Origin of the sequence: Caldimonas mangrovi, assembly GCF_023721835.1 — a bacterium.
GTDB classification, from domain to species: domain Bacteria; phylum Pseudomonadota; class Gammaproteobacteria; order Burkholderiales; family Burkholderiaceae_C; genus Caldimonas; species Caldimonas mangrovi.
In genome coordinates this window covers 93,640-110,959 of the sequence record NZ_JAMKFE010000013.1, presented here as the reverse complement: position 1 = coordinate 110,959, position 17,320 = coordinate 93,640, and the positions used below count along the sequence as shown (strand labels likewise).

Genomic DNA, 17,320 nt, shown 5'->3' with positions numbered 1-17,320 from the left:
TCACGCTCCTGCGGCGCAGGCGAGCACCTGCGCGAAGGCACCGGAATCCACGTTGCCGCCGGTCAGCGCCACGCCGACCGTCTTGCCGCGCCAGCGTTCTCGCTGCTGCATCGCGGCGGCAAAAGCGGCAGCCCCGGCGCCTTCGGCGACGTTGTGGGTGTCGGCGAACAAGGCGCGCATGGCCTCGGCGACCTCGGCGTCGCTGACGCAGACGATGTCCTCGGCCTCGGCGCGGATGATCTCCAGTGCCTGCGGGTCCGGCGAGCGGCAGGCCATGCCGTCGGCCAACTGCGTGGTGACGGGTGCCTCGACCGCGCGGCCTTGCTCGAAGGACAGGCGGTAGGCCAGCGCGTGCGACGACACGACGCCGATGAGCCGGGTGTGGACGCCGGTGTGGCGCCGCGCGACAGCCGCAGCGCACAAGCCCGAGCCCATGCCGACCGGCACGAACAGCACATCGGGCTGCACGGCAGAAAAGAACTCGACCCAGCCGGTGCAAACGCCGAGCACCAAGTCAGCATGGAAGGACGGCACCATGTGCAGGCCGCGTTCAGCCGCCAGTGCCTGGGCATGCTCGCGCGCCGCCTGGAACTCGTCGCCGTGCTCCAGCAACTCGACGCCCAGTTCGCGCATCGCGGCATTCTTTTCGAGCGAGTTGCCGTGCGGCACCACGATGGTGGCCGACAGGCCGTGCCGTCGCGCCGCAAAACCCATCGATTGCCCATGGTTGCCGCGCGTCGCGCTGATCACGCCGGTGCAGCGCGGCTCGCGGCGGCGCAGCCCGTCGAGATAGACCAGGCCGCCGCGCAGCTTGAAGGCGCCCACCGGCGTGTGGTTCTCGTGCTTGACCCAGACTTGCGCGCCCAACCGGCGCGCCAGCAGCGGCCAGGCGTATTGCGGTGTCGCCGGCATCGCCTGGTGCACCAGGCGATGCGCGGCTTCGATCTCTTCGCGTCGGAACAGCGTCATGGCGTTCATCTCCGTTCGAAGGCCAGCCGCGCCGCGAGCAGCCCGAGCACCGTCCCCATGATCCAGCGCTGCGCCCGCATCCAGCCCGGGCTGCGCTGCAGGAAGCGCGCAATCTGGGCAGCGCCGAGCACGATGCAGAAGTTGACCAGCGTGCTGACGGTGATCTGCACGCCGCCGAGCATGAAGCTCTGCAGCAGCAGGTCGCCCCGCTCGGGGTGCAGGAATTGCGGGAAGAAAGACACATAGAAGACCGCCACCTTGGGATTCAGCAGGTTGGTGACAAGGCCCATGCGGAACAGCACCGCTGGCGGGTCGTGCGGCAGTGCCCGCGGCTCGAACGGCGAGCCGCCGCCGGGACGCACCGCCTGCCACGCCATCCACAGCAGGTAGGCCGCGCCGGCGAACTTGATGGCCTCGAATGCGAACGGCACCGCCATCAGCACCGCGGTAAGGCCCAGTGCGGCCATGGTCAGGTGGAACAGAAAGCCGACCACCACGCCGGCCAGCGACAGCAGCCCGGCGCCCCGCCCCTGGCACAGGGTGCGCGAGACGTAATAGACCATGTTGGGCCCGGGCGTCAGCGCGAGGACGGCGGCGGCCAGCGCGAACAGCGCGATCTCTTGCAACGTGAACATCGTCAGCCTTTTTTCGGTGGGTCAGACCATGGAAGCGAGCACGACCTCGCCGTGCGGTGTCTGGAAGGTGGCGCGCAACGCCGGCAGCCCCGAGCGCAACTCGAAGCCACCGGCCCCGATCGCGTGCAGGGCCTGCCCCAGCGTCGGCGAGTCGCCGCCGCCGAGCGCCAGGCTCTCGAGCGTGACGCCGCTGGCGGGCATCGCGTCGGACGGATGCACGGCGCCCCACTGGATCAGCGTCGGCAAGGCACCGCCCAGCAGGCGCGCCCCGTCGTCGCGTACCGTCAGGCGCCAGCGCAGCACGCCCTTCGGTGTGTCGCGTTCGGCCGCCAGCACCGGCCCGGGGTCGAGCCCGAGACACCGCCACTCGGCTGCAGCACCGTCGGCATCGGCGACCCCCGCCACCCAGTGCAGCAGTTGCGGCTCTTGTTCCATCGCAGCCTGCACCGCGGGCTCGTCGAGCCCGAACCAGCGGGGCCGGCCCGGCGGCGGTGCTTGGGGGTCGATGGCGATCAGCTCGAGGTAGGCGCGCGGTGCCTGCGGTGTGCCGATGGCCAGCAGCCGGTTGTGCGTGCTCATCAGCGCATGGCGCCCGCCCGGCCCGGGCACGACGCCGAAGCGCGCCTCGCACCACGCCACGCCCTGCTCCAGCCGGGCGCAGCCGATGACGATGTGGTCGACCTCGGCGTTCATCACAGCGACAGCCTCCCGTCGATGCAGGTGCGACTGCTGCCGCCGACCCAGACGGTGTCGCTTTCGGCCTCGATATGGACCCGCCCGGCGCGCTGCAGCCGCGTGCCTTGCGCCGCGACATAGCGCCGCGGTGCGATGCCGTCGCCGATCAGCCATTGCGCCAGGCTGGCGTTGAGACTGCCGGTCACCGGGTCCTCGGGAATGCCGTCGGCGGGCACGAACGCACGCACCTCGTACTGCGCCTCGCCACCGTCGGGATGCGGGCCGATCACGCCGACGAAGGCCAGCTTCGCCAGCGCCGAGAAGTCGGGCTCGATGGCCAGCACCTGATCGGCCGACGCCAGCCGCAAGCCCAGCCAGCGGGGGCCGTTGTCGAGCCAGCGGGCGCCGAGAATCTGCGGCCTCTCGAGGCCGAGCGCCGCCGCCACCTGCTTCAGCAGGCCGGGCTCGGGTTCGCGTGCCGCCATCGGCGGCGCCGCGAAAGCCAGGCGTGCACCGTCCAGCTTCAGCGCCACGAGCCCGACGCCGCACTCCTGCACCACGCGGCCGGGCGTCTTCGGCACGCCGCCGGCTTCGAGCCAGGCGTGGCAGCTGCCCAGCGTCGGATGGCCTGCGAACGGCAGCTCGCTGGCAGGCGTGAAGATGCGCACGCGGTAGTCGGCACCGGCCTGCGTGGGCCTCAGCAGGAAGGTCGTTTCGGACAGATTCGTCCAGCGCGCGAAGGCCTGCATCTGCGCGTCGCTCAGGTCGTCGGCACCGAACACCACCGCCAGCGGATTGCCTTTCAGGGCCTCGGTGGTGAAGACGTCGATCTGCTTGAAGGCATGGGACATGGCAGGGAATCATTCAGCGTTGAACACGGGGCGGAAGAAGCTGCGCTCGTAGCTGACGATGCACCGCGTCTCTTCGGCGTAGCGGAAAGCAGCCCGGCATTCCGGGTCGTCGAACGACTGCTGCCGGTACCGCTCGTACTCGGCCAAACCCGGAAAACTGAACAGCGCCAGCGCGATGTCGTTCGCACCTTCACCGGGCAGGAAGTAGCCGTGGTGGGTGCCGCCGAACTTCTCGACCAGCGGGATCCACAGCTTGCCGTAGTGCTCGAATTCCTTCAGCTTGAACGGGTCGATCACGTAGCGCAGGTAGCAGGTGATCATGCGCCCGGCTCCCGCCGCAGCACGTCCGCCAGCGCCTTCACCGCACGTTCGATCTGCTCGGGCGTCAGCGTGACGAACGACAGCCGCAAGGTATCGGTCTGCGGCTCGCTGGCATAGAAGGCCGCTCCCGGCACGAACGCCACGCCGGCGTCCACCGCCTTGGGCAGCAGCGCCATCGCGTCCAGGCCCGGCGGCAGGCGCATCCAGAAGAACATGCCGCCGCTCGGCGTGTTCCAGCGGCAACCGGCAGGCATGTGGCGCTCCAGCGCCGCGCGCATGGCGTCGCGTTGCGCGGCATAGCGCGCGCGGATGCTCGGCACGTGGCGGTCGAGGAAGCCGTCGCGTATCACCTCGTGCACGATGCGCTGGTTGAACACCGGCGTGTGCAGGTCGGCCGCCTGCTTGGCCTGCAGCAGCTTGGGGTACAACCCCGGCGGCGCGACCAGGTAGCCCAGGCGCAGCCCGGGGGCGAGCACCTTCGAGAACGAGCCGAGGTAGAGCACGTTGTCGGCATCGCGCGACGCGAGCGGCGCCGGCGGCGGGGTGTCGAACCACAGGTCGCCGTAAGGGTTGTCTTCGATCAGCGGCAGGCCCAGGCGCTGCGCTTCCTTCACCAGTGCCGCACGGCGCGCTTCGCTCATGCAGCGGCCGGTCGGGTTCTGGAAATTGGGCAGCACGTAGAAGAAGCGGGCGCTGCGGGCGTAGTCGCTCAACGCATCGGGCAACGGCCCCTCGTCGTCGGACGGCACGGCCGCGATCTCGGGCTCGTAGGGTGAGAACGCCTGCAGTGCGCCGAGATAGGTGGGAGTCTCGACCAGCACACGGCTGCCCTGGTCGATCAGCACCTTGGCGAGCAGGTCCAGGCCCTGCTGCGAACCGGTGGTGATCAGCACCTGGCCGGGCTGCACCTGCTGGCCCTGCTGCGCGAGGTGCGCGGCCACCCATTCGCGCAGCGGCGCGTAGCCTTCGCTCGCGGCGTACTGCAGCGCTTCACGCGGGGCCTCGCGCAGCACCTTCTCGCTGGCCGCACGCATGGCCTCGACGGGAAAGCTGTCGGGTGACGGCAGACCACCAGCCATCGAGAGGATGCCGGGCTTCTCGGTCACCTTCAGGATCTCGCGAATGATCGACGGGTTCATGCGCTCGGCGCGCCGGGCCAGGGTCCAGGTCATGCAATAGCTCCCTCGCCGCCGGGTGGGCCCCAGAAGACCACCCAGGTGACGAAATCGTTGGAAAACTCTTCGAAGCGGTGCTCGCGGCCCGCGGGCACGAACAGGCAGTCGCCCGGGCCGACCGGGTGACGCTCGCCGCCGCTGTGGAACATGCCGCGGCCGCTGACAATGAAGTACAGCTCGTCCTGCGCGTGCGGCTGCTGCGGGTCGGTGCCCTGCGGCGCATAGATCTCGACGCTCATCGAGCCATGCGCGAGCACCCGGCGGAAACGCTCGCCCTGCGCACCGGGCAGTTGCGCCAGCGCGTCCTGAAGACGCGCCTTCATCGAGCCGCCCCCCGGGTGTCGGTCGAGGCCCGCTTGCCCAGGAACACCGTCGCGATCACCGCCAGGCCGAAGCCGAGCGTCGTCGCGTCGAGCCGCTCGCCGAGCAGCGGCACCGCCGACAACATGGACAGGAACGGCTGGATCAGTTGCACCTGGCTCACCCGCACCGGCCCGCCGAGCGCCAGCCCGCGATACCACGCGAAGAAGCCGAGCCACATCGAGAACAGTGCGACATACCCGAAGCCGAGCCAGGCAGAAGCTTGCACCGCCTGCGCCGGCGCGGTGCAGAGCGCCGCCGGCAGCGTGAACGGCAGCGACATCACCAGCACCCAGCAGATCACGCGTTCGGCCCCCAGGACCGGCGTGAGGCGCGCACCCGACACATAGCCGAGCGAGGCCGACAGCACCGCCAGGACCAGCAGGCCATCGGCCCAGTGCATCTGCAGCCCGGCATCCAGCGACGAGCCGGCCTTCAGCAGTGCATAGACCGCGACCAGCGCGCTGCCCAGCGCTGCGCAGGCCCAGAAGCCGAACGAGGGCCGCTGCCGATAGGCGAGGGCTGCGACGACCGCCGTGATCAGCGGCAGCAGACCCATGATCACCGACGCATGCACCGCCTGCACCTGGCGTAGGCCGAGTGCGAGAAAAAGCGGAAAACCCACCACCGTGCCGGCCGCGGTGAACAGCAGCAGCCACCACTGGTTGCCACGCGGACGCTGCCAACCGGCCCACGCGAGATAGGCGACCGACAGCATCCCGGCCAGTGCAGCCCGGCCGAAGGTCACGAACCAGGGAGACAACTGCGGCGCTTCGGCCGTGCCGGTGGCCAGCCGCGTCATCGGCAGCGTCAGCGCGAAGATCGCGACGCCGAGCACGCCGAGCCAGAGACCGCGGGTCTCGTCGGCTGCCGTCGTATGAAGTGCCGCGGCGGTCATGTCAAACGCTCAGCATCCAGGCGGCCGTGGCGGCGAGCACGGCCGCCATCACGCGGTTGAACACCAGCAGTCGCGAGCCATGCGACAGCCATTGCCGCAGCAGCGAACCGACCAGCGCATAGGTGAAGTTGCTGGCGAAGGCATACACCGCCATCACGGCAAGCACGATGGCGAGGCGCTCGCCAGGGTTCGCCGCCGGCTGCCCGCCCTGCTGGCTGACGACCCAGCCGGCGGTCAGCGCCAGCGCAAGCATCCACGCCTTGATGTTGACGAACTGCAGCGCCACGCCCTGCAGGAAACCGACGTCGAGGCGAGCGCCGTCGGCCTGCGTCAGCACGCGGGCGTTCCACAACTTCCATGCCAGCCACAGCATGTAGCCGACGCCGAGCACCTTGACGACGCTGCGCAGCACTGGTGCCGTCATCACGACGACCCCGAGCCCGAGCCCGCAGGCCAGCATCAGCAGGCTCCACCCCGCCGGCACCGCGACGCAGAAGCGCAACGCGGCCTTCAGCCCGCCGTTGGCGGCCAACGCGGTCGACAGGGTGGTGTTGGGCCCCGGCGTGAAGCTCATCGCGGTCGCAAGCATCAGCAGGGCCAGGAACTCTTGCAGGCTCATGACAGCCAGTCTATGCTTGACCTCCAATACACCACCGACACAGATAACCTTGTCACCGGCAACGCTGTACCGGTTCGCTTGCCAACACACGAGGCCCTCATGCTGATGCGTTCGCCCGCCGAGACCCTGACCGACCAGCTCGCCAACCGCTTTTCCGAGCGGATACGCAACCGCTTGTTGGCGCCCGGGTCGCGTCTGCCTTCGGTGCGGGAGTGCGCACGGCGGCACGAGGTGAGCCCCTACACCGTGGTGGCGGCGTACGACCAGTTGCTGGCGCAGGGACTGATCGAAGCGCGCCGCAACCGCGGTTTTTTCGTGCGTGAGTCGCGCGTCGACCACCGGGCAGAGCCGACGCCGTCGCCGCGGGCTGTGCGTCCAAGCCTGGAAACGCGCACCCGGACGCCGATCGATGCTGCCACGCTGATCCGCGGCATGTTCCGCCAGGTGCATGGCCAGGACGGCCAGATGAAGGCCGTGCCCGGCATGGGCGTGCTGCCGCCCGGCTGGTTGGAAACGCCGTTCATGGGTGCGGCGGTGCGGCGCGTCACCGGCACCGCCAACCTGTATTCGCTGTCGCTCCAGTACGGCGAGCCGGCCGGCGACACCGGGTTGCGGCGCGCCTTGAGCCAGAAGCTGGCGGCGCTGGAGATCGAAGCCGCGCCGGACCAGATCGTCACCACCGTGGGCGCCACCCACGCACTGGACATCGTGTGCCGCACACTCCTGCGCCCCGGCGACGCGGTCATGGTCGACGAGCCGGGCTGGGCCGTCGAGTTCGCGCGTCTGACGCAAATGGGCATGCGCATCCTGCCGGTGCCGCGGCGCGAGGATGGGCCCGACCTGGAAGTGATGACGCGCTATTGCGAGGCCTATGCGCCCGATCAGCGGCCCAAGCTGTTCGTCAGCGTCAGCGTGCTGCACAACCCCACCGGCCAGTCCCTGAGCCCGAGCAGCGCGCACCGGGTGCTGCAACTGGCGCAACAGCACGGTTTCCACGTGGTCGAGGACGACACCTATTCGCACCTCGCGCCCGAACACGCCACCCGCATGTGCTCGCTCGACGCCCTGCAGCGCACGATCTACATCAGCGGCTTTGCGAAGATCCTGGCTCCCAACTGGCGCGTCGGCTACCTGGCCGCGGCGCCGCATCTGGTCGAGCGCTTCATCGACACCAAGCTGCTGGGCACGCTGACGACACCGTCGCTGTTCGAGCAGGCGCTGGCGCACTGCCTGGAGCAAGGGCAGATCCGCCGCCATGCCGAGCGCGTGCGGGCACGCCTGGGGGCTGCGCGCGCTCGTGCCGTGCAGCTGGCCGTGAAGGCCGGCTGCCGCTTTGTCACCGAGCCGGCCGGCCTGTTCGGCTGGCTCGACACCGGGGTCGACACCGACCGTCTCGCGCAGGTGATGATGGATGACGGTTATCTGCTCGCGCCCGGGTCGCTGTTCCATGCGGTGCACCAGCCGAGTTCGCTGATGCGCATCAACTTTGCGACCACGCAGGACGCCGGGTTCTGGCGGGACTTCGAGCGCGTGCGGCGGCAACTCTGAACTTTTGAGGGCGCGACAGGCAAATGTCACGCGGGATGCCCCCGCGCTGTCAGTGTTTTCAGGTGCACTACGGGTCATCCCTCAAGTACAGTCACCAACACTTACCACTGCAAGACCTGGTTTCCGCCAGAGCCTGCATGCTCACCCTCTGGCCCGTGCTTTCCCTCTTGTGCGGGCCGCTTTTTCCGCGATGGACGAAACCACCATCCCCTTCGGCGAACCGGAACTGATGCGCGCCAGCGCCTTCCAGCGTTACCTGGACGAGCTGGCCGGCCATCCCGGCATGAACTCGGCATCGTCCGGGCCGGCATCGCTGAGCCCGTCGCTGCTGGCCGACCTGCAGCGTTTCGAGCATCGTCCGAGCGGCACCGAGGTGGTGGAGGTGCTGGCGGCCTGTCTGCGCCACGCGCAAAGCGTTGTGGTGCACTGCGACGCCGAAGGCTATGTCGTGCCGATCACCGTCTTCCCGCGGGAGCGGCTGTATCACTGCCCGGCCGAGCCCGAGAGCTACCTGATGCAACGCCTGGCGCAGCTCAAGGTGCTGCGCATCGAGCCCGCGGTGCTGCGCCCGCCCGGCGACGCGGAGACCGCGCTGGTCGCGCCTGCGGCGCACTACCACCCGATCGCGCCGCTGCTGTGGGCGATGGCGATGTACGGCAGCCGCACCGAACTGCTGCCCGAGATCGCCGGCACCGCCTGCTATCGCACCGCGCCTGGGCTCGACCTGCAGATGCTGCCGCTGAGCAAGCTGCAACGCGCGGTGATCCGCCACCTGCGCATGCAGCCAGTCACGCTGCGCGAACTGGCCGACCTGCTCGGCGAGGGCCGCGAAGCGGCCGTGAGGCTGCTGAATGCGCTGTACCTGCAGTCCGGCCTGATCGTCAGTCGCGCCCTGCCGACCTCGTCGGCCGAGTCCTGGTTCGCGAATCTCGGCTTGCGGCGGCGGCAAGGCTAGGGCCTGTTCACAGCCGTCGTTCCCATGGACCGGGTGATCTACCTGCACCCGCAGGCCCCTTCGAAACCCCCCGAGTACGCCGTGTGCAACGGCTGCGGCGTGTGCTGCGCGAGCGAGCCCTGCCCGCTGGGGCGGGTGCTGAGCCGGCGCGCCAGCGGCCCGTGCCGCGCGCTGCTGTGGGACGAGGGGCGGCATCGCTATGTCTGCGGCGCCCTGGCCCGGCCCGAGCAGCAGTTGCCGCGTGGGCTGCGATGGGCAGCCCCATGGCTGGCGCGCGCGGCGCGCCGCATGATCGCCGCCGGCGTGGGGTGCGATTCTTCGGTGCTTGCTCAGCCGCAGCACTGAGCGGCGTCGCACGCTGCCACCGGCAGCGCGCAGAGCAGATGGGGCCCGAGCTTGAGCGAGAGCCGGCCCTGCCGGTCATAGCCGATGGACACAGTGGTCTCGGTGCGGCTCGCCAGCAGCGCCGGCTGCGGCCGCCCGGTGCACCGCAGCAGCGCGGCCACCAGGCTGCGGTGATCGCGGTCGAGCAGCGCTTGCAGCCACCTTTTCACTTCGTTGCGGCCGGCGTCGGCGGCCTCTCCCGCGCCGTCTTTCGGGCGCCGCTGGAGCAGCTTGCTGCGCGCGCGATGCACGAGCTGGCGGCAGGCCTCCTCGCTCTTGCCCAGCCACTGCGCCAGATCCCGGTAGTCGGCCTCGAACACGTCGTGCAGCAGCAGCACGAGCGCCTCGTGCATCGGCAGCGAGCGCTGCAGCGCTTGCAAGGCTCGATTCACTTCGGCCCGATGCTCGGCGCGTGCCTCTTCCGATACCACGACTTGCGGGCCGACGTCCGGCTCGCCACGCGTGGACGGCAGCGTCGGTTGCGGCCACAGCAGGCGCGCGGTGTCCATGGCCTCGAGCGCTCGCCCGAAGGCCAGCCGCTCGCGCCGGCGGTCGATCGCGAGGCGGGTCACCACCGTGACGAGCCACGCTTCGGCCGACACCAGGCCGCCCGCCGCTTCGCGATGAAAGCGCAGGTACGCCTCCTGCACCACCTCTTCGGCTTCCGCCGGGACGCCGAGCACACGCCCGGCAATGCCGAGCAAGCGCTTGCGCAGGGACATGAACAGCTGGGCCTTGGTGTCGCTCACGGCAATCTCCGGAATGCAGGTCTTCATCATCCCAGACGTTCCAGCCCGCCATTTCGTGACAGGGCGCCACCGCGTCACACGCCAGCAGCGAGCCACGTCTTCCTTCATGCCGGAGCACCGGCTTCAAGGACACGCACGCATGGACCTCGCCACCCCCGCCCCCGAAGACACCGACGCAACAGCCACTCGCCTGCTGGACGAGCGCGCCTTTCGCAGCCGCACCGTGCTGGTGTTCGGCGAAATCAATGCCAACCTCGCGGCCTCGGTCGTCAAGCAGCTGATCGCGCTCGAAGGCGCATCGGCCGAGCCGATCACGATGCTGGTGTCGTCGCCCGGCGGCCACGTCGAGTCGGGCGATGCGATCCACGACGTCGTGCGCTTCATCAGCGCGCCGGTCCGCATGGTCGGCACCGGCTGGGTCGGCAGCGCGGCCTGCCACCTGTACCTGGCGGCCCCCCGGCAACGGCGCTACTGCCTGCCCAACACCCGTTTCCTGATCCACCAGCCCAGCGGCGGCGCCGGCGGGCCGGCGGCCGACATCGCGATCCAGGCGCGCGAGCTGGTCAAGGCCCGCGAGCGCATTGCCGAGGTGATCGCGCGCGAGACCGGCCGGCCGACAGCGCAGGTGCGTGCCGACATCGAGCGCGATTTCTGGATGAGCGCTCGCGAGGCGATCGACTACGGGCTGGTGTCGCGTATCGTCACGCAGCGTGAAGAGCTGGAACGCTGATCGGTCAGCACGCTGCAACTAGGCCACCGGCTGGTCGCTGGGCGCGCCGGCGTCGGGTGCGATTCGTCGGTCTCGGTTGCCCCGCACCCCTCTCGGCTTGACGCCACGGCGTCAGATCGCGGGTTCATCGCGCACTGCCTCGGACACCAGTGCGCCGGGCGTCTTGCTTCTCAGCAATGTGAGCAAGGTTGCGATTTCCGGTGCCGACAACGAGGAGAGCCCGGGCAAGTCACCGTCTTTCGTTCGCTTGATGCGTTCGAGGAAGGCCTTGATGTTCGGGTTTTCCGTTGGGTCGAGATACCCTGTGCTCAGCAACGAAAGGGCATCGATGGAGTCGTGCAGACCCAGAGGTCGCGAGAGTGTATGAGACAGGATCGTTTTCCCGAACAACGTTGCCTTCGCCATGTGCTGCCCGTGAAAGAGCATTTGTCCGTTGAAACTCAATGGCCGTAGGGTGGATTCCAGCGTGACGCCGAAGGTGGCACCAACAAGAACTATTTCGCGCCCGATTTCTAGATGCAGTTTTTCCACGTGACCTGTGGCCGTGGAGAATCGAATTCTTGCGGAGACGGCGGCGAGCCCACCATTCAGCGGTGTTATCGCGATCTCTCCCGTCCCATCGCTGGAGATTCTGAGAGAACCCAGAACACCCACAGCGATGACTTCAGTGACCACTCCGGTCTTGTCGATCACGAAATGTCTTTGTCCGAGCGAGATATCTCGTGTCCCGACAGCAACGACACGTACGTTATCGACATAGACGCAGATTGCGTCACGCTCCACTCGAATGCTCGGTTTAGCCATTGCCCCTCCTGATGAGGTTGAAAGAAAGGCGCCTGCCCGACAAATCCGGCTGAGGCGACCCAAGGTACGGCTTACAGCAAGAACGATGTGGCGCGTCTCAAGGTGTATTCCCTTGAATGCGCAATAGATTCGATGCTCAGTCGAGCGGAAAGAAGCCGCGGTGGATCAGGAGGAAGGCGGCCATCGACAGTGCAACGTAAAGCAGCATGGCCAAAGGGACCAAGGCGGCTGCTCGCCATGTTGCCAACACGCGAGGCGATCGAATGACGAAGGCGATCAGCACGATATAGGGAAAAAAGGGCATCACCGCGAAGCAACGATCCAGAATTCCCGTGAGGCCGCGGTAGTCATTCGCGACGCCTGGAAGGGCCTCAAAACCGATATGCCACGCCAGCAGGCACAGAAGCGCCACATTGAGTAGCAAGGGCGCCCGACGCCACAACGACGACGACTGCGCACGAGTATCCACAGCAGGGTTCGTCATCTATCCCTCCCCTGATCGCCCGAGTCAAACCGGCCAGAGCTGGTCGATGTCGTTCTGCTCATTCGTGGCCCAAGACTACGTGCACTTCGCAGATCGCACAATCGCGCAAATGTGAGCGATTGAAGCGTTCTGCCGATATTCAGCGCGACCCGAGCGCCTCCCAGCGCTCCAGTGCCGCCATCAGCGCGTCCTCGATCTGCGCGTACCTCCCCTGCGCCTCGGCGAGGCGCCGTGCGTCGCCCTGGTAGATCTCGGTGCCGGCCAGCAGCTCGCCCAGCTGCTTCTGCTCGGCTTCGAGCGCTTCGATGCGCCGGGGCAACTCGTCGAGTTCGCGCTGCTCCTTGTACGACAGCTTCTTCGGCTGCGCCGGCTTCGCCAGCTCGCCCTTCGGCGCGGCGGGAGCCGGTGGCGCGGCCGGCGCGGCGCGCTCCTGCAGCGCGCGCGTGCGCTGGCTCTGTACGCGCCAGTCCTCGTAGCCGCCTTCGTATTCGCGCCAGAAGCCGCCCTGCTGCTCGCCTTCCCACGCGATGGTGCTGGTGACGACGTTGTCGAGGAAGCGCCGGTCGTGGCTGACAAGGAACACCGTGCCGTCATAGGTCTGCAGCAGTTCTTCCAGCAGTTCCAGCGTGTCGATGTCGAGGTCGTTGGTCGGCTCGTCGAGCACCAGCACGTTGGCCGGCCGCGCGAACAGGCGCGCCAGCAGCAGGCGGTTGCGCTCGCCGCCGCTCAGCGTGCGCACCGGCGAATGGGCGCGCGCCGGCGAGAACAGGAAATCGCCCAGGTAGCTCATGACATGCTTGCGCGCATTGCCGATCTCGATCCATTCGCTGCCCGGGCTGATGGTGTCGGCCAGCGTCGCGTCGAGGTTCAGCGCGTCGCGCATCTGGTCGAAGTAGGCCACCTGCAGCTTGCTGCCGCGCCGCACGGTGCCGCTGTCGGGCTCGATCTCGCCGAGGATGAGCTTCAGCAGGGTGGTCTTGCCGGCGCCGTTGGGGCCGATCAGCCCGACCTTGTCGCCGCGCAGGATGGTGGCGGAAAAGTCGCTCACGATGGGGCGGCCCCCGTAGGACTTGCCGACGTGCTGCAGCTCGGCCACCAGTCTGCCGCTGGGCACGCCGGCGTCGAGGTCGAGCTTGACGCGACCGACCGCATCTCGGCGCTCGGTGCGTTGCTTGCGCAGCACCTGCAACCGGTTGATGCGGCTGACGCTGCGCGTGCGGCGCGCCTCGACGCCCTTGCGCACCCACACCTCTTCCTGGGCGAGCAGCTTGTCGGCCTTGGCCGACTGGACCGCCTCGTCGGCAAGCTGCTGCTCTTTCAGCGACTCGTACGCGCTGAAATTGCCGGGGTAGCTGCGCAACACGCCGCGATCGAGCTCGACGATGCGCGTGGCCACGCTGTCGAGGAAGGCGCGGTCGTGCGTGATCAGCACGACGCTGCCGCGGAAGTCCTTCAGCAGCTCTTCGAGCCAGCCGATCGACGCCAGGTCGAGGTGGTTGGTGGGTTCGTCGAGCAGCAGCACGTCGGGCTGCGTGACAAGCGCCTGCGCCAGCGCGACACGCTTTTTCGTGCCGCCGGACAAACGCTCGACCGGCTCGTCGCGTGCCAGCCGCAGGCGGTGCAGTGTCTCTTCGACGCGCTGCTCCCAGGTCCAGCCGTCGAGTGCCTCGATGCGGGTCTGCAGCGCGTCGAGGTCTTCGCCAGGCGCGTGCGCCTCGTAGCGCGCGCGCAGCTCGCGCACTTCGGCCAGGCCGTCGCCGACCGCCTCGAACACCGACAGCCCGGCGGCGAACTGCGGCTCCTGCGGCACATAGGCGATGCGCAGGCTCTGCTGCAGTTGCAGCAGTCCGTCGTCGGGCCTTTCGAGGCCGGCCAGGATCTTCAGCAGCGAAGATTTGCCGGTGCCGTTGCGACCGATGAGGCCGACGCGCTCGCCGGCTTCGAGCGAAAAACCTGCGCCGTCGAGCAGGGCCACGTGGCCGTAGGCCAGGTGGGCATTGGTGAGGGTGATGAGGGCCATGAGGCGCCGATTATCCGGTGCCGCAGGGCGGCACCTGCGGGCGCACGGGTATCAGCGCGCGGCGATGCGCTGCAGCGTGTCGTCCAGCGCCGGGTCGTCGGGCAGTTGCAGGCCGAAGACAGCGACCAGCACATCGCGCAGCGCCTCGACGCTGTCGAGCCTGCGGCGCTCGCTGGGATGGCCCGCCCGGTGCAGGTTCAAGGTGTTGTCGAGCAGGCCGTAGCGGCGCTCGCCGTCGGTGCGCGCGGCCAGCAGGTGGTTGACGAAGCGTGACGCCGGGTGGTGACAGAGATACCAGCAGGTCAGCTCGTAATCGGGCAGTCGCTGCGGCTGCAGATCGAATGCATAGAGTGCGCGCCACTCACCGCCGACTTGCGCCTGCATCGTGTACTCGCCCTCGTGCTCGAGCAGCCGGAAGGGCTCGTGCGGCGTGGGCTGTTCGGCATGGGGCAGCAGGCGCAGCACGCCGGTCAGCGTCAGGCCGCCGAAACCGGCGTCGACGATACGCGGGCCGTCGTCGGATTCGACCTTCAGCAGCATGTGCGTGCGCGGCCGCGGCGTGTCGTCGGTGCCGCCCCATAGCACGTGAGCCGCCAGCCCGGTGACCCGGAAGCCGATCGCTTCGAGTGCCGCCTTGAACAGCAGGTTGTGCTCGTAGCAGAAGCCGCCGCGGCGTTCGTCGACCAGCTTGCGCTGCAGCGCGTCGAGGCCGAGCGCGACGGGTCGCCGCAGCAAGGGGTCGAGGTTCTCGAACGGGATGTGCTGCGGGTGCAACCGGGCGAGCCGCTCCAGCGTCGGCAGCGTTGCCTCGGCCCGCCCTTCGAAGCCGACGCGGCGTAAGTAGGCGCCGAGGTCGAGGCTCACAGGTTCACACCCGGCTGCGGCCGATCGCCCGCTCCAGTGCGTCGACGAACATCTGCGCGACGTCGAAGCCGGTCTGTTGCTGGATTTCCTGGAAGCAGGTCGGGCTGGTCACGTTGATCTCGGTGACGCGGTCGCCGATGATGTCCAGCCCGATCAGCAGCAGCCCGCGCGGCGCGAGCCTGGCACCGATGTCGGTCGCGATCTCGCGGTCGCGCGCGGCCAGCGGCTGCGCGACGCCCTTGCCGCCCGCGGCCAGGTTGCCGCGGATCTCGCTGCCCTGCGGGATGCGCGCGAGCACATAGGGCACCGGCTCGCCGTCGATGATCAGGATGCGCTTGTCGCCGTGCACGATCTCGGGCACGTAGCGCTGGACCATGACGGTCTGGGTGCCCTGCCGGTTCAGTGTCTCGGTGATGCTGCCGAGGTTGAGTCCGTCCGGGCCGACACGGAAGATGCCCAACCCGCCCATGCCGTCGAGCGGCTTCAGGATGATGTCGCCATGCTCGGCATGGAAGCGGCGGATCGCCTGCGCGTCGCGGCTCACCAGCGTCGGCGGGACATGCTGCGGGAACTCCATCACCGCGAGCTTTTCCGGGTGGTCGCGCAGCGAGCGCGCGCTGTTGATCACGCACGCGCCCTCGCGCTCGGCCTGCTCCAGCAGGTGGGTGGCATAGAAGTATTCGCTGTCGAAAGGAGGGTCCTTGCGCATCACCACCGCACCGAAGTCGGCCAGCGCGAGCGGTGTGTCGCCGCCGGCGGCGTACCAGTCGTCGGGGTCGCCAGTGAGCGTGATCTCGCGCGCCACCGCGGTGACCCGCCCGCCGCTTTGCCAGCTGACGTGGCGCGGTTCGCAGGCCCACAGCTCGTGGCCGCGCCGTGCCGCTTCGCGCATCATCGCGAAGGTGGTGTCCTTGTAGATCTTGAAATGGCCGAGCGGGTCGGCAATGAAGAGCAGTTTCATCGGGTCTTCGCAGGGGCTGCCACGGAACGGAACCGGTAGTGTTGCACCACCAGCGCGATCACGCCGGCCACCACGCCCCAGAAGGCCGAGCCGACCCCCCATAACGACAGGCCCGACAGCATGACGAGAAATGTGATAAGTGCCGGCTCTCGATGCCGATCGTCCTTGACAGCGGCAGCCAGGCCGGCACCGATGGTGCCCAGCAGTGCCAGCCCCGCGATCGCGACCACCAGTTCGCGCGGGAACGCGGCCAGCAGCCCGACCACCGCACCGCCGACCAGCCCGATCGCGACATAGAAGACGCCCGCCATGACCGACGCGGTGTAGCGCCGCGCCGGGTCCTCGTGCGCTTCACGGCTCATGCAGATGGCCGCCGTGATGGCGGCGAGGTTCAGCGCGTAGCCGCCGAACGGTGCCAGCAGCAGCGTCGCGACCCCGGTGGTGCCGATCACCGGCGAGATCGGAGTGTCGTAGCCGGCCGCGCGGATGGCTGCGACACCGGGCAGGTTCTGTGATGCCATCGTGACGACGAACAGCGGCAGCGCCACACCGATGGCCGCCTGCAGCGTGAAGACCGGCGTGGTCCACACGGGCGTCGCCAGCGACCACTGCACCGCCGACCAGCTCAAGTTCCCCGACAGCGACGCCACTGCGATGCCGACCAGCAGCACGCCCGGCACCGCGTAGCGCGGCCACAGGCGCCGGCCCAGCAAGTAGGCGGCGAACATCGCCGACACCAGCGGCAGCTGCGTTTTCATCGCGCCGAAGGCGTCCATGCCGAAACGCGTCAGCACGCCGGCCAGCAGCGCGGCGGCCAGCGCCGTCGGGATGCGGTTCATCACCTTGGCGAACCAGCCGGTGTAGCCCGCCACCGCAATGGCCACCGCACACAGCATGAACGCACCGACGGCCTCGGGCATCGACGCGCTGGCCGTGGCCAGCACCGCGGCGCCGGGCGTCGACCAGGCGGTCAGCACCGGCTGGCGATAGGCGAGCGACAGCCCGATGCTGGTGACGCCCATGCCCAGGCCCAACGCCCAGATCCAGGAGGTGGCCTGCGCCGGCGTGGCACCGAGCGCGGCCGCCGCCTGGAACACGATCGCGACCGAGCTGGTGAAGCCGACCAGCACGGCCACGAAGCCGGCGACCACAGCCGACAGGGACAAGTCGTGGAAGAAGCGCATGACGTTGCGGAAGACCCAAAAGCCGCAAGCTTAAGCGCACCCCTTCCCGCACGCAGCGCCTCTCCTTTCGAGTGATGCCGCGGATCCGGCTCCGCCGGTCCGCCAGCATCGCCCCTTGAGGGGCGCGCGAAGCG

At 68.8% G+C, this 17,320-nt stretch carries 20 protein-coding genes; 4 read left to right on the top strand and 16 right to left on the bottom strand.

Annotated elements, in window-relative coordinates; translation table 11 throughout:
* The 9 genes from M8A51_RS19315 to M8A51_RS19275 are packed head-to-tail and all read right to left on the bottom strand — an operon-like array spanning position 1 to position 6,503.
* A complete protein-coding gene (locus M8A51_RS19315; RefSeq protein WP_407062253.1) occupies positions 1-978 on the bottom strand; it encodes a threonine dehydratase in 978 nt (325 codons plus the stop codon).
* On the bottom strand, positions 975-1,604 hold the full coding sequence (locus M8A51_RS19310) for a LysE family translocator (RefSeq protein ID WP_251780162.1): 630 nt from the start codon (positions 1,602-1,604) through the stop codon (positions 975-977). The genes M8A51_RS19315 and M8A51_RS19310 overlap by 4 nt, the downstream gene beginning before the upstream one ends.
* Positions 1,605-1,625: 21 nt before the next feature.
* A complete protein-coding gene (locus M8A51_RS19305) occupies positions 1,626-2,297 on the bottom strand; it encodes a VOC family protein (RefSeq protein ID WP_251780161.1) in 672 nt (223 codons plus the stop codon).
* Complete coding sequence (locus M8A51_RS19300; protein WP_251780160.1) at positions 2,297-3,130, bottom strand: PhzF family phenazine biosynthesis protein; 834 nt, start codon at positions 3,128-3,130, stop codon at positions 2,297-2,299. The genes M8A51_RS19305 and M8A51_RS19300 overlap by 1 nt, the downstream gene beginning before the upstream one ends.
* 9 nt (positions 3,131-3,139) lie before the next feature.
* Entirely contained in the window at positions 3,140-3,451 is a 312-nt protein-coding gene (locus M8A51_RS19295) for an NIPSNAP family protein (protein WP_251780159.1), read from the bottom strand.
* Complete coding sequence (locus tag M8A51_RS19290) at positions 3,448-4,623, bottom strand: aminotransferase-like domain-containing protein (protein ID WP_251780158.1); 1,176 nt, start codon at positions 4,621-4,623, stop codon at positions 3,448-3,450. The genes M8A51_RS19295 and M8A51_RS19290 overlap by 4 nt, the downstream gene beginning before the upstream one ends.
* Positions 4,620-4,949 carry a cupin domain-containing protein gene (locus tag M8A51_RS19285; RefSeq protein WP_251780157.1) on the bottom strand — a complete coding sequence of 110 codons (330 nt, stop codon included), beginning with the start codon at positions 4,947-4,949 and terminating at the stop codon, positions 4,620-4,622. Before M8A51_RS19285 ends, M8A51_RS19290 begins: the two co-directional genes overlap by 4 nt.
* Positions 4,946-5,884 carry a DMT family transporter gene (locus tag M8A51_RS19280; protein WP_251780156.1) on the bottom strand — a complete coding sequence of 313 codons (939 nt, stop codon included), beginning with the start codon at positions 5,882-5,884 and terminating at the stop codon, positions 4,946-4,948. The genes M8A51_RS19285 and M8A51_RS19280 overlap by 4 nt, the downstream gene beginning before the upstream one ends.
* A 1-nt stretch (position 5,885) precedes the next feature.
* The gene (locus M8A51_RS19275; RefSeq protein ID WP_251780155.1) at positions 5,886-6,503 is read right to left on the bottom strand and encodes a LysE family translocator; all 618 of its coding nucleotides are present in this window, start codon (positions 6,501-6,503) and stop codon (positions 5,886-5,888) included.
* A 99-nt stretch (positions 6,504-6,602) separates the two neighbouring features.
* Between M8A51_RS19275 and M8A51_RS19270 the strand changes: the two genes are divergently transcribed.
* From M8A51_RS19270 to M8A51_RS19260, 3 genes are all read left to right on the top strand, one after another.
* A complete protein-coding gene (locus M8A51_RS19270) occupies positions 6,603-8,051 on the top strand; it encodes an aminotransferase-like domain-containing protein (RefSeq protein WP_251780154.1) in 1,449 nt (482 codons plus the stop codon).
* A 190-nt stretch (positions 8,052-8,241) separates the two neighbouring features.
* Positions 8,242-9,006 carry a hypothetical protein gene (locus tag M8A51_RS19265; RefSeq protein ID WP_251780153.1) on the top strand — a complete coding sequence of 255 codons (765 nt, stop codon included), beginning with the start codon at positions 8,242-8,244 and terminating at the stop codon, positions 9,004-9,006.
* Positions 9,007-9,030: 24 nt separating this feature from the next.
* Positions 9,031-9,351: a hypothetical protein gene (locus tag M8A51_RS19260; protein ID WP_251780152.1), complete on the top strand. Its 321-nt coding sequence runs from the start codon at positions 9,031-9,033 to the stop codon at positions 9,349-9,351.
* Here the strand turns inward: M8A51_RS19260 and M8A51_RS19255 are convergent.
* A complete protein-coding gene (locus M8A51_RS19255) occupies positions 9,336-10,139 on the bottom strand; it encodes a sigma-70 family RNA polymerase sigma factor (RefSeq protein ID WP_251780151.1) in 804 nt (267 codons plus the stop codon). The two genes, M8A51_RS19260 and M8A51_RS19255, sit on opposite strands and share 16 nt — an antisense overlap.
* 139 nt (positions 10,140-10,278) lie before the next feature.
* Here M8A51_RS19255 and M8A51_RS19250 point away from each other — a divergent pair, with 139 nt between their 5' ends.
* Positions 10,279-10,869 carry an ATP-dependent Clp protease proteolytic subunit gene (locus M8A51_RS19250; RefSeq protein WP_251780150.1) on the top strand — a complete coding sequence of 197 codons (591 nt, stop codon included), beginning with the start codon at positions 10,279-10,281 and terminating at the stop codon, positions 10,867-10,869.
* Between the two features lie 111 nt (positions 10,870-10,980).
* Here M8A51_RS19250 and M8A51_RS19245 read toward each other — a convergent pair whose 3' ends face one another.
* The 6 genes from M8A51_RS19245 to M8A51_RS19220 all read right to left on the bottom strand — a co-directional run bounded on the left by M8A51_RS19245 (position 10,981) and on the right by M8A51_RS19220 (position 17,186).
* A complete protein-coding gene (locus tag M8A51_RS19245; RefSeq protein ID WP_251780149.1) occupies positions 10,981-11,673 on the bottom strand; it encodes a hypothetical protein in 693 nt (230 codons plus the stop codon).
* A 136-nt stretch (positions 11,674-11,809) separates the two neighbouring features.
* The gene (locus M8A51_RS19240; RefSeq protein WP_251780148.1) at positions 11,810-12,157 is read right to left on the bottom strand and encodes a hypothetical protein; all 348 of its coding nucleotides are present in this window, start codon (positions 12,155-12,157) and stop codon (positions 11,810-11,812) included.
* 139 nt (positions 12,158-12,296) lie between these two features.
* The gene (locus M8A51_RS19235) at positions 12,297-14,177 is read right to left on the bottom strand and encodes an ABC-F family ATP-binding cassette domain-containing protein (protein WP_251780147.1); all 1,881 of its coding nucleotides are present in this window, start codon (positions 14,175-14,177) and stop codon (positions 12,297-12,299) included.
* Positions 14,178-14,228: 51 nt separating this feature from the next.
* Positions 14,229-15,041, bottom strand: a complete 813-nt coding sequence (locus M8A51_RS19230; RefSeq protein ID WP_251780146.1) for an arylamine N-acetyltransferase family protein — start codon at positions 15,039-15,041, stop codon at positions 14,229-14,231.
* 4 nt (positions 15,042-15,045) lie between these two features.
* Positions 15,046-16,002 carry a glutathione synthase gene (gshB, locus tag M8A51_RS19225; RefSeq protein WP_251780145.1) on the bottom strand — a complete coding sequence of 319 codons (957 nt, stop codon included), beginning with the start codon at positions 16,000-16,002 and terminating at the stop codon, positions 15,046-15,048.
* Positions 15,999-17,186, bottom strand: coding sequence for a benzoate/H(+) symporter BenE family transporter (locus tag M8A51_RS19220; protein WP_251780144.1), 1,188 nt, complete (start codon positions 17,184-17,186; stop codon positions 15,999-16,001). The genes gshB and M8A51_RS19220 overlap by 4 nt, the downstream gene beginning before the upstream one ends.
* Between the last annotated feature and the right edge of the window lie 134 nt (positions 17,187-17,320).

Coding starts and splice junctions, on each gene's coding strand:
- M8A51_RS19315 (WP_407062253.1), bottom strand. CDS start 978: ATGAACGCCATGACGCTGTTCCGACGCGAAGAGATCGAAGCCGCGCAT.
- M8A51_RS19310 (WP_251780162.1), bottom strand. CDS start 1,604: ATGTTCACGTTGCAAGAGATCGCGCTGTTCGCGCTGGCCGCCGCCGTC.
- M8A51_RS19305 (WP_251780161.1), bottom strand. CDS start 2,297: ATGAACGCCGAGGTCGACCACATCGTCATCGGCTGCGCCCGGCTGGAG.
- M8A51_RS19300 (WP_251780160.1), bottom strand. CDS start 3,130: ATGTCCCATGCCTTCAAGCAGATCGACGTCTTCACCACCGAGGCCCTG.
- M8A51_RS19295 (WP_251780159.1), bottom strand. CDS start 3,451: ATGATCACCTGCTACCTGCGCTACGTGATCGACCCGTTCAAGCTGAAG.
- M8A51_RS19290 (WP_251780158.1), bottom strand. CDS start 4,623: ATGACCTGGACCCTGGCCCGGCGCGCCGAGCGCATGAACCCGTCGATC.
- M8A51_RS19285 (WP_251780157.1), bottom strand. CDS start 4,949: ATGAAGGCGCGTCTTCAGGACGCGCTGGCGCAACTGCCCGGTGCGCAG.
- M8A51_RS19280 (WP_251780156.1), bottom strand. CDS start 5,884: ATGACCGCCGCGGCACTTCATACGACGGCAGCCGACGAGACCCGCGGT.
- M8A51_RS19275 (WP_251780155.1), bottom strand. CDS start 6,503: ATGAGCCTGCAAGAGTTCCTGGCCCTGCTGATGCTTGCGACCGCGATG.
- M8A51_RS19270 (WP_251780154.1), top strand. CDS start 6,603: ATGCTGATGCGTTCGCCCGCCGAGACCCTGACCGACCAGCTCGCCAAC.
- M8A51_RS19265 (WP_251780153.1), top strand. CDS start 8,242: ATGGACGAAACCACCATCCCCTTCGGCGAACCGGAACTGATGCGCGCC.
- M8A51_RS19260 (WP_251780152.1), top strand. CDS start 9,031: ATGGACCGGGTGATCTACCTGCACCCGCAGGCCCCTTCGAAACCCCCC.
- M8A51_RS19250 (WP_251780150.1), top strand. CDS start 10,279: ATGGACCTCGCCACCCCCGCCCCCGAAGACACCGACGCAACAGCCACT.
- M8A51_RS19245 (WP_251780149.1), bottom strand. CDS start 11,673: ATGGCTAAACCGAGCATTCGAGTGGAGCGTGACGCAATCTGCGTCTAT.
- M8A51_RS19240 (WP_251780148.1), bottom strand. CDS start 12,157: ATGACGAACCCTGCTGTGGATACTCGTGCGCAGTCGTCGTCGTTGTGG.
- M8A51_RS19235 (WP_251780147.1), bottom strand. CDS start 14,177: ATGGCCCTCATCACCCTCACCAATGCCCACCTGGCCTACGGCCACGTG.
- gshB (WP_251780145.1), bottom strand. CDS start 16,002: ATGAAACTGCTCTTCATTGCCGACCCGCTCGGCCATTTCAAGATCTAC.
- M8A51_RS19220 (WP_251780144.1), bottom strand. CDS start 17,186: ATGCGCTTCTTCCACGACTTGTCCCTGTCGGCTGTGGTCGCCGGCTTC.